Genomic DNA, 9,988 nt, shown 5'->3' with positions numbered 1-9,988 from the left:
CCGGCCAAGGAAGCCGCCCCGGTCCAGCAGGCCGCCCCGGCCAAGGAAGCCGCTCCCGAGAAAAAGGCTCCGGCGACTCCTGCCCCGGCGCCCAAGGCCGCTTCGAAGCCTGCCGGCAAGGCGGAGCCTGCTTCGCCGGGCGCGAAGAGCGCGCCGAAGACCGACGACGAGAGCAACGCCGGACCGAAGCTTCCTCCCCAGTTCCGCGAATTGGCGGAGCAGAATGTCGAGCGCGCCAAGAAGGCTTATGAGCAATATGTCTCGACGACCGAGCGGATGCTGAACACGATCGAGGATACCACCCGCTTCGCCTGGTCGGGTGCCCGCGACGTCAATCTGCGCATGCTCGCCTTCGCCGACGCGAATGCCAAGGCCGGTTTCGACTATGCCGAGCGCTTCGTGAGGGCCAAGGATCTCAAGGAAATCGCGCAGCTTCAGCGCGACTACCTCCAGCAATCGACCGAGCGGCTCGCCCAGCAGATGCGCGAGATCCAGGACCTGGCCAGCCAAGCGGCCAAGGATGCACTCAAGGCCGCCAATCCCAAGGCGTAAGCCGGGTCATCCGCCCCGGAAGGACGCGCTCCCCGGCTCGGAAAAGGTCACGCTTCATCAGGAAGAGAGAGCGTGACCGTGAGTCGGCGGAACGTCGCCGCGCTCCGTGGGCATGCCGGACCGCCCTTCGCGGCCCGGCAAGAGGCGTCCAAACAGGCTTGCCATCGCCGTGCCGAAAGGCTCAGATGCGCCTGACGGCGTCGGGGGACGCCGCTCTCTCCTTCGAGAGCCTGACCTGGGCCCGACATCCGGCCGGGCCGGGCACGACCACGATCGGACCAATCACGTTGCGGATGGCTAAGGGCAGGCTCGAGACCGGCATCCCTCCCAAAGAGAAGCCGAGACCCGCATCCCGTGCCGCGGGGCCCTCCTCCAAAGCGGCCCTTCCCGCATCCACGAACATGCCGGCGAAGCCGGTCAGGGAAGTCCTGCCCGCCAAGAACGTCCCGAGCTGGGCGCGGGCCTCCACCTGGGCGCGCTTCCGCCGCGGCCGGGTTCTCAGCATCGCCCGCCAGCATTTCCACCACATCTCCTATACCGAATGGGGAGATCCGCGGACCGATCAGGTCGTGCTCTGCGTCCACGGCCTGTCCCGCCAGGGCCGCGATTTCGACGCCCTTGCGATCGCGCTCGCCCAGAGGGGCTACAGGGTCATCTGCCCCGATCTCGTCGGGCGCGGGCGCAGCGGCCGCCTGATCCATCCCGACGACTACGCCTTCCCACAATATGCCGTGGACATGACCATCCTGCTGGCCCGCATCGGCGCGGCCAAGGTGGATTGGATCGGGACCTCCCTCGGGGGGCTGACCGGCATGATCATCGCCGGAATGAAGGATTCCCCCATCCGGCGCCTCGTCATCAACGATATCGGGCCCTTCCTTCCCTGGACGGCCCTGCGGCGCCTCGGGGACAATGTGCGCAACGCCCCCCATTCCTTCGACAGCCTCGAGGAGGCGGAGGTCTATTTCCGCGCGACCCTCGCGCCGTTCGGCCCGCTCACCGACGAGCAATGGCATCACCTCGTCATCCACAGCCTCGTGCCGACCCCCGACGGGCGTTTCGAGCAGCATTACGACCCCGGCATCGGGGAGGCGTTCCGGCCGGGACGCGTCTATAATGTGAGCCTGTGGGGCTACTGGGACGCGATCAGATGCCCGACCCTCGTGCTGCGCGGCGAGCAATCCGACCTGCTTCTCGCCGAAACCGCCAGGGAAATGACGATCCGCCACCACGGCGCCTCGCTGGTCGAGATCCCCGATTGCGGACACGCGCCGGCCCTTCTCGATCCCGACCAGATCAAGATCGTCACCGACTGGATGGCGAGCACTCCTCATGACTGATGTCATGGTCCGCATCGAAAGGCTGCGCCGCCCGAGCTGTCCCACGCTGGAGATCATCGAGGCGATTCCGGCGCCGGGAGCCGGGGCCGGGGCGCCTCTCCTCCTCCTGCACGGGGCGTTCTCGGGGGCCTGGTGCTGGCAGGAGCATTTCCTCGCGCTCCTCGCGGCGCAGGGGCGCCACGCCATCGCGCTGAGCCTGCGCGGGCATGGCAGCAGCGAGGGCAAGCGCGGCCTGCGCCTGACCACGATCGAGGATTTCCTGACCGACGTCCATGCCGCGATCCAGGCCATGCCGCAGCCGCCCATCGTGGTGGGGCATTCCCTGGGCGGCTATCTGGCGCAACTGGTCCTGGGCGTCGTGCCGCTCAGCGCCATCGTGCTGATGGGCTCGCTGCCGCCGGACGGGCTGACGCTGGTCGGACCGCGCATGGCCTTCACCGATCCGGTTTTCTGGACGGAGGGCGTCCTCGGCTCGGCGGGCCGCTCCAAGAGCGCGACCGAGCTGGCGGCGCTCGACATCCTCTTCGGCAAGCACATGCTGCCCGTCGATCGGATCCGCTTCGCCCGCCAGATGGTGCCCGAATCACCGGTGGCCCTCGGCCAGACCCACCTGCCGCGCTGGGTCCTTCCGGCGCAGGCCGCGGGCATTCCCGCGCTCGTCATCCAGGGGGCCGAGGACCGGATGATCTGGGAAGGAACCGCCCTGCGGACGGCCTGCTATCACGGCGCCGAACTGGCCCGCATTCCCGGCGGCTCGCATTTCTTCATGCTCGACGACACCGCCGCGAGGGCCGCGAGCCTTCTGGTCGACTGGCTGCGCAGCCGACACATCTGAGGCTGCGCGTCAGCGCAACGCGACGCGGCGCAGGCTCGGGCGCGCGACGCGGCGCTCCACGACCACGGCCCGGTTTCCGGCGATGATCGAGGTAGCCGGCTTGGCGCGCAGCGGCACGTGCGGACGCACCTCGTCCTCGGATACGCCCATGAAGCCGGCCGCGATCTCGATCTGCTGCTCGCGATCGTCCGTCAGGTCCTGGGCGGCTGCGATCGCCTCCTGGATCGTCGGCGGCTCGCGCCGTACGCGCGGCGGCGGAAGAACCTTCGCGACCTTGGCGGGTCGTCCCATGGCAGGCCCCTGTCTCGCTCTATTGTGCATTGCACTATAAATCATGGTGCAGCGCACAAAGTCAAGGGATACGCAACTGGTGAAACGTGGATCAGATGCCGAACGCTTTAGGGAGGCGATGTTTCCACGCTGTGACTTCCATGCAGGGTTGATGCCGGGCGCCCGCTGAACGCCGCATGAGCGGAGCCGGGGCGCGGACGCGCCTGATTCCCCTCTCCCGCGGCGTGGTCTAGAACCGCGTCATGCATATCGCGGTCATCGGCAACGGCATCGTGGGCACCTGCATTGGCGCCTATCTGCAACGCGACGGGCATGCGGTCACCTTCGTCGATCCACTGGAGGCGGGCGAAGCGACCTCCTATGGCAATGCGGGCTCGATCTCGCCCAGCTCCGCGCTGCCGGTCGGCCTTCCGGGCATGTGGAGGAAGGTGCCGGGCTGGCTCGCCGATCCTCTCGGGCCGCTGACGATTCGCCCCTCCTATTTTCCGCGCGTCCTGCCCTGGCTCCTGCGCTTCCTGCGCCATTCCAGCCGCGAAGAGGTCCTGCGGCTGGCGCGCGCCCTGCACGGGCTCCTGACTCCCGTCTTCGAGAGCTACGAGCCCCTTCTCCAGCGCGCGGGCGCCTCGGGCCTCCTGGAGCGCAACGGCTGCCTCTATGTCTATTCCGGCCGCGACGCCTACGAGAAGGCGCGCTGGGGCCTCGACATCCGCCGCTCGCTCGGCGCGGACCTGCGGGAAATCGCGGAGGCGGAACTCGTCGCGATGGAGCCCGATCTCAAGGGCCGCTTCCGCTTCGGCGTGCTCGCCGCCGCGAACGGCACGATGCTCGACCCCTCCGCCCTCACCAAGGCGATCTTCGCGAGGGCGATCGAGGATGGTGCGGCCTTGCGCCGCGCGCGGGCGCGGAGCGTCGTCGCGGCGGGGGGCCGCGTCACGAGCCCCGAGCTGGAGAATGGCCAGCCGGTCGGTTGGGATGGCGTCGTGGTGGCGAGCGGCGCGTGGTCAGGGCCCCTCGCCGAGGCGCTCGGCGTCAGGGTGCCGCTGGAGACGCAGCGCGGCTATCACGTGACCGTCGCATCGAGCAACCTGGGCCTGCGGCACACGGTGACGGCGCCCGAGCACAGCGTCTTCGCGACGCCCATGCGGATGGGGCTGCGCCTTGCCGGGACGGTCGAGTTCGCGGGCCTCTCGGCGCCGCCGAACTGGGCGCGGGCGGATGCGCTGCTGGCCATCGGGCGGGACATGTTCCCCCATCTCGATACCCGCGAGACGACCCGCTGGATGGGGCATCGCCCCTGCCTGCCGGACAGCCTGCCCGTGATCGGCCCGGCGCCGCGCCTCGCCAATGCCTGGCTCGCCTTCGGCCACGGACATCTCGGCATGTGCCTCGCGAGCACGACCGGCCGGGAGGTCGCGAACCTCGTGGCGGGGCGGGTGCCGCAGGTCGATCTCGCGCCCTTCGCGGCGACCCGGTTCGGATAGCGCCGATGCCCCGCCTCGCTTCGACCGCCTGCCCGCTCCTCCTCGCGCTCCTCGCCCTCGCCGGCGCCGCGAGGGCCGAGCCGCCCGTCCCCTCCATGTATGCCGATGCGGCTCCCTTCCGCACCGCGATCGAGCGGGAGCGGCCCCCGCCGGGAAGCCGGACGCTGCCCGTCACCGGCATCTCGGTGCCCCACCATCTCCTCGCGGCGGACCTGATCGCCCGCGGCTTCGCCACGCTCGCCGGCAACAGCTACGACCGGGTCATCCTCCTCTCGCCCGACCACTTCAACAAGGCGCGCCGGCCCTTTGCCACGACCCGGCGCGACATCGAGACGGTGCTCGGCACCGTCGCGGCGGACAGGGCGGCGGTGGAAACCCTCCTCGCCTCCCCGGACCTCGTCGAGGAGAGCGGGCTCTTCGACGGGGAGCACGGCATCGCGGCGCTGCTGCCCTTCCTGAAGGAGGCACTGCCGCAGACGCCCGTCGTCGCCATCGCGATCTCGATCCGGGCCGACCGGGCGGACTGGGACCGGATGGTCGCGGCGCTCAAGCCTCTCGTCACGCCGAGGACGCTCGTCGTCCAGTCGACCGACTACTCGCATTACCTGCCGCACGCGGCCTCCCTCGCGCGCGACCAGGAGACGCTGAACGTGATCGCCTCCGGCGACGCGGAAGCGGTCACACACCTGATCTCCTCCGACCACATGGATTCCCGGGGCGCCCAATACATCCAGATGCGGCTGCAGGAGGCTGGCGGCAGCCACGCCGTCGTCATCGCCAACCGCAACTCGATCGAGTACGTCCCCCATGCGAGCCGGACGACGAGCTACGTCGTCTCGGTCTATTCGCCGGAGCGCGCCGCCTTTCCGCTCGCCTATGCGGACCAGGAGGTCACGGTCTTCGCCGGCGACCTCCTCGCCGGGCGCTATCTCACGAAGCCCCTCGCCGATCCCGCCATCTCCGCCGCCATCGTGGCGCGGGTGAAGGCGCTGACCGGCGGGGCTCCGATGGTGGTCAATCTCGAAGGCGCAATGCTGAAGGAGCCGCCCGAGGGCCTGCCGGACAATCTCCACGTCATGCCGGCCGGACTCGCCATCCCGCTCCTGCGGGCGCTGAACGTGAGGGCGGCGAACCTCGCCAACAACCACGCCTTCGATCTCGGGCGGGACGGCTACCGGGAGACCGCCGCGCTCCTGCGCGGGGCCGGCATCACGCCGCTCCTGCACGAGGAGGCGGCCGATCTCGGCCCCCTGCGGCTCTGGCCGGTCAATCTCGTCGGCCGCAACGACCGTGCCGGCTTCCCGGTGGCGCGGCCGGAGGCGCTCGACATCCTCTGCCGCAAGCAGGCCAAGCCGCCTCTGGTTGCCCTCGTCCATTGGGGTGTCGAATATGTCGAGACCCTGCGGCCCGAGGAGCGCGAGGCGGCTTCGATTCTTCAGCGCTGCGGGGCGGGCCTGATCGTCGGCGCCCACAGCCACCGCGGCACCGACCGGATCGAGGCTCCCGCAGGGGGCGCCTATGCGCTTCTGCCTTCCCTCGGCAATTTCCTGTTTGACCAGACGGCGAGCCGCGGCTCGGGCGTCCTCCTCGAGGTACGGCGCTTCCGGCAGGGCACCCTCGCGAGCCGCGTACTGCCGCTGCCGAACCTCTTCGACGAGGCCAATGCGATGCTCCGCGAGGGCGAGCACCCGGCGGGCGAATGAGGCCGGGCCACGCCCCCTGTCATCCCCGGCCGGGGATGACAGGGAAACCTCAAGCGCCCCTCACTCCGTCGGGTTGCCCTCGACCAGCCGGCTCGGGCGGAAATAGGTCAGGTCGATCGGGCGCGAGGCGATCTGCTGTCCGTCCGCGCTTTGCAGCACCACCTTGAACTTGTGCTCGGAGGACATCGGCGCCTGGACCCGCACCGTGTAGCGGGCCGAGCGGCCGGGCGGAATCGTGCGGTCGAAGGCGATGGGCAGGCGATAGCGGCTCTGGCCGAGGCGGAATTCGAGCGGCTTCTTGCCCAGGGGCTCCTTCTCGGCCCCCTCGCCGCATTCGGCCTCGATCGGGGTGCGGCCGAGCAGCAGCTTCGCGCTGAAAGGCGAGGAGCGCGTCGTCTCCTGGCCCTTCTGGTCGCGCCAGACGTAGTTCAGGGTCCCGGCGGCGTTGAGGAAGATATCCCGTTGCTCCAGCGTGATCTGGCGCGACAGGCTTCCGAAGAGGCCGGAATTCGCGATCTCGGCGAGACAGGCGGAGGGATTGCCCTTCGAGCGGCAGGCGACCCCGCCGCTCTTGGCGCGCATCTTGAGCTGGTCCGTCTTGACGCCGGCGGCGCGCAGGTCCGATTCCAGGTCGACCTTCGTGGTGGTGCGGATCAGGCCGACCTCCTTCGTCTGGCCGCCCGCGCCGGGGGCGACGCTGGTCTTGGGCCTGACGAAGGCGAAGCGGAGTTGCGAGCGCTCCGCGGGCGCCCAGCCGAAATTCTCCAGCTCGAACTGGGGCGAGAAATCGCTCCGGTTGCGCATGCCGCATTCGTTCGAGGAGCCCGCCGTGAGCTGGATCGCCGGCTGGAGATCCGAGACGCTGGTATCGACGTCGAGAGAAGCGCCGCGGATGCGCACGGGCGCCGCCGCCCTGTTCTGCACCTCGAAGACGAGGCTCAGCGGAGGCAGGTCGCCCGCCGTATAAGCGAAGAGACCGTAGCTGCCGCGCTCGCCGGGCGATTCCTCCTGGTCCGTCAGCGAGATGTCGTCATTGCCCTTCCAGACCGCCATCAGCCGCTTCTTGCTCGGCCGGATGACGAGGCCGCTCTCCTGGTTCGAGGCCGAATATTGCAGCGCGGTCTGATCGTCGACCCGGTCGACCGAGACGCCGAGGCGGATGTCGTTGGCCGCCCCCCCGGCCGGGCCGAGCTGGGCGAGGCGAAGCTTGCGCGAGCCGGGGCGCTCCTCCCCCTGCTCCCAGGAGGAGAGATAGGCGGCGCCGTTCGGCAGCACCGTCCGCCCGCTTCCCTCGCGCAGGCCGTGCCGGAAGGTGCCCTCGAAGATCTCGCCGTCCACGTCGAAGAAATGGCCCTCGCCCTCGGCCGCGCCGGCCTTGAAGGGGCCGGAGAATTCCGCCCCGCCCGCGAGCTTCAGGTTGCCCCGCCCCTCGGGCAGGCCGTCCTTCCAGGAGCCTTCGTAGGAGAGGCCGTCGCGGTCCCGGTAGGTGCCGCGGCCATGGGGCCGCCCGTTGCGCATCGCGCCGCGATATTCGGCGACGAAGGAGGCCGGGTCATAGGCGGGCTTTCCGGCGAGGCGCCAGACCAGCCGCCCCTCGCCCGTGACGCGCTCGGCCTCGCGCTCCTGCGGCCGGTCCGGGATCCAGACGAAATCGAGGCTCCGCGAGGGCTGCATGTCCCAGACCGTATAGGTCCGCCGCTGCAATTCCTGCCGGTGCGCGTCGAAGACCTGCTGGCTTCGCGTCCGCCAGCGGCCCGCCTCGGACGGCAGGGCGACCTTCACCTGGACGAGCGGATCGTCCTGGCCGACCTCCGCGCGCGCCGGATTCGCCAGGAAGGCGAGAGCGAGCAGCAAGCCTGTCCCCGTCGCACGCGCCAGCATCCTGCTTCTCCTCCTCGATCGGGAGCGCACTATATTGCGCCGGGCGCCATCCTCAAGCCGCCCTCACTTGCGCCCCGCGAGGGTGAGGTCGAGGCTCTCGGCCCGGCGGCGCCAAGCCGCCTCGTCGAGGCGCACGAGCTGCAGGCTCCCGCCGACCGTGACGAGGAGCGTTCCCGGATCGGCCCAGGCGAGCCAGGTCGCCGGGCGGGTGGAGGTCGAGCGGGCATTCCCGTCCGAGGGCTCGAAGCCGAGGAAGCGCGCCGGCTCGGTTTTCATGCCGGTCCAGACATAGGCGCGGCCATCCGTGCCGAGCGCGGCGAGGCTTTCGCCATCGGCGCCGAACGCCACCACGCGCAAGGCCGGGGATTCCGTCCGCAGCGTCTTTCGCGCAGATCCCGCCGTCTCGAAGAGGCGGACCGTCTCGTCATCCGCGGTGACGGCGAGCCAGCGCCCATCCGGGCTGACCGACAGGCTCTCCGGCCCGCCGCGCTCGGCCGGCGGAAGATCGGGCGAGCTGGCGCGCAGGACCGTGTGCGCGCCCGAGGCCGGCTCCCAGCGCCGGATCTCGCCCTTCACATAGGAGGCATAGAGCAGCGTCCCGTCCGGCGAGGCCGCGAGGCCCCAGGCATCGGCGCCGGGCGCGGCCGAGGGCAGGAACCTCTCCGGTCCCCCGGAGGGAACGAGCGCGATGCGCCCGTCGGACAGGGCGACGGCGAGAACGCCGCCATCCAGCCAGGCGAGGCCGGGATTGGCCTTCGAATCCCAAGTCCTGACGACCGGCTCGCCCTCCCCGGCGGGCCAGATCGCCACCGAGCCGTCGTCATAGACCGCGGCAAGGCGGCCATCGGGGGCCCAGGCCATCCCGCGCGGCTCGAGCCCGTCCCGCAAGACGAGCGAGCGCAGGACCGCGCCGGTCCTGCCGTCGAAGAGCCAGACCTTCCGGTCCGCCGCGACGGCCAGCCGGGCGCCGCCGGGAGAAGAAACGACGCGCGTCAGCAGGCCGGCCTCGGGGGGCCATAGCCGCGCCCCGATCCGCGCGGCCGACAGGTCCCGCGGCGGAGCCGCGTCCCAGACCCGCACCAAGCCATCGTTATAGGCCGCGGCGAGCAAGGCCCCGTCCGCCGTCCAGGCGAAGGAGCCGGGCGCGCCCTTGTGGCCCGGCCACCTGACGATCCCCGCCGCCGCCCAGGCCCCGTCCCCCTGGCGGAGGCGCAGGAGGCAGGCGGCGTTCTGCGTGCAGGCCACGGCGAGATCGATCGCTTGCGAATCGCCTCCCGGCCGGAAGGCGAGAGCGGGCACGGGCCGCCCGGTCGGCGCCGTCCGGTAGACCGGAGCCCGGCTCGCGCCGTCCAGCACGACGATCTCTCCCGTCTCCAGCCCCGCCGCGATCCAGGCCGCGCGCGCGGAAACGGCGAGAGCGGTGACAGGGGCGCCCAAGGCGATCGGCTCGCCCTGGTGCGTGCCGGCCCCGTCGAAGAGCGTGACGCGGCCGTCCTGGTCGCCGGCCGCGACGAGGTTCCCGGCCTCGTCGATCGCCACCGATCTCGGCTGGCCCTCGCCAATGCGGCTCGCGGCGCAGACGGGCTTTTCCGGCGCGTCGCCCCCGCAGGTGACGATGGAACTGCCCTCCCCCTCGGCGCGGGCGATCCGGCGCCCCGAGGCCCCGATCGCCGCCGCCCAGACGACGACGTCCTCGCCCTTCAGCGCCGTTACGAGCGCCCCGTCCGGCCCCCAGCCGACGACGCCGCCATCGGACAGGGCCGCGAGCAGCCGGCCCGGCGGCACGACACGCAGGGCCCGCACCATCTCGAAGCCCTGCGCGATATCGTCGATCTTCGGCGAGGGCCAAAGAGAGGCGGGCGGGCCCCCCCGCCGGGCCAGGGGGGCGCGCCGCCCCGCGCGGGG

The 9,988-nt window shown here is 71.0% G+C and carries 8 protein-coding genes; 5 read left to right on the top strand and 3 right to left on the bottom strand.

Features of this window, described 5'->3' with window-relative positions; all coding sequences use genetic code 11:
• From PKD06_RS01070 to PKD06_RS01060, 3 genes are all read left to right on the top strand, one after another.
• Positions 1-552: phasin family protein (locus PKD06_RS01070; RefSeq protein WP_324376872.1), on the top strand; the 552-nt coding region annotated here is incomplete at its 5' end.
• A 401-nt stretch (positions 553-953) separates the two neighbouring features.
• Positions 954-1,892 (top strand): alpha/beta hydrolase, encoded by a 939-nt coding sequence (locus PKD06_RS01065; protein ID WP_324376870.1) that lies wholly within the window; start codon positions 954-956, stop codon positions 1,890-1,892.
• Positions 1,885-2,727 carry an alpha/beta fold hydrolase gene (locus PKD06_RS01060; RefSeq protein WP_324376868.1) on the top strand — a complete coding sequence of 281 codons (843 nt, stop codon included), beginning with the start codon at positions 1,885-1,887 and terminating at the stop codon, positions 2,725-2,727. The genes PKD06_RS01065 and PKD06_RS01060 overlap by 8 nt, the downstream gene beginning before the upstream one ends.
• 9 nt (positions 2,728-2,736) lie before the next feature.
• Here the strand turns inward: PKD06_RS01060 and PKD06_RS01055 are convergent, their stop codons facing one another.
• Entirely contained in the window at positions 2,737-3,018 is a 282-nt protein-coding gene (locus PKD06_RS01055; RefSeq protein WP_324376866.1) for a hypothetical protein, read from the bottom strand.
• A 242-nt stretch (positions 3,019-3,260) separates the two neighbouring features.
• Between PKD06_RS01055 and PKD06_RS01050 the strand changes: the two genes are divergently transcribed.
• Together PKD06_RS01050 and amrB are read left to right on the top strand one after the other, a co-directional pair.
• A complete protein-coding gene (locus PKD06_RS01050; RefSeq protein ID WP_324376864.1) occupies positions 3,261-4,499 on the top strand; it encodes an FAD-dependent oxidoreductase in 1,239 nt (412 codons plus the stop codon).
• A gap of 5 nt (positions 4,500-4,504) precedes the next feature.
• Positions 4,505-6,202 carry an AmmeMemoRadiSam system protein B gene (gene amrB, locus PKD06_RS01045; RefSeq protein WP_324376862.1) on the top strand — a complete coding sequence of 566 codons (1,698 nt, stop codon included), beginning with the start codon at positions 4,505-4,507 and terminating at the stop codon, positions 6,200-6,202.
• A 60-nt stretch (positions 6,203-6,262) separates the two neighbouring features.
• Here the strand turns inward: amrB and PKD06_RS01040 are convergent, their stop codons facing one another.
• Positions 6,263-8,083, bottom strand: coding sequence for a hypothetical protein (locus PKD06_RS01040; protein WP_324376860.1), 1,821 nt, complete (start codon positions 8,081-8,083; stop codon positions 6,263-6,265).
• Positions 8,084-8,146: 63 nt separating this feature from the next.
• On the bottom strand, positions 8,147-9,988 hold a 1,842-nt coding region (locus PKD06_RS01035; protein WP_324376858.1), incomplete at its 5' end, for a WD40 repeat domain-containing protein.

This window comes from Enterovirga sp. (genome assembly GCF_035325185.1).
In the GTDB taxonomy this organism is placed as follows: domain Bacteria; phylum Pseudomonadota; class Alphaproteobacteria; order Rhizobiales; family Beijerinckiaceae; genus Enterovirga.
This window is presented reverse-complemented; position numbering and strand designations above follow the sequence as displayed.

Bases quoted from the DNA above. Each gene is read 5' to 3' on its own strand.
- PKD06_RS01065 (WP_324376870.1), top strand. From the start codon at position 954: ATGCCGGCGAAGCCGGTCAGGGAAGTCCTGCCCGCCAAGAACGTCCCG.
- PKD06_RS01060 (WP_324376868.1), top strand. From the start codon at position 1,885: ATGACTGATGTCATGGTCCGCATCGAAAGGCTGCGCCGCCCGAGCTGT.
- PKD06_RS01055 (WP_324376866.1), bottom strand. From the start codon at position 3,018: ATGGGACGACCCGCCAAGGTCGCGAAGGTTCTTCCGCCGCCGCGCGTA.
- PKD06_RS01050 (WP_324376864.1), top strand. From the start codon at position 3,261: ATGCATATCGCGGTCATCGGCAACGGCATCGTGGGCACCTGCATTGGC.
- amrB (WP_324376862.1), top strand. From the start codon at position 4,505: ATGCCCCGCCTCGCTTCGACCGCCTGCCCGCTCCTCCTCGCGCTCCTC.
- PKD06_RS01040 (WP_324376860.1), bottom strand. From the start codon at position 8,083: ATGCTGGCGCGTGCGACGGGGACAGGCTTGCTGCTCGCTCTCGCCTTC.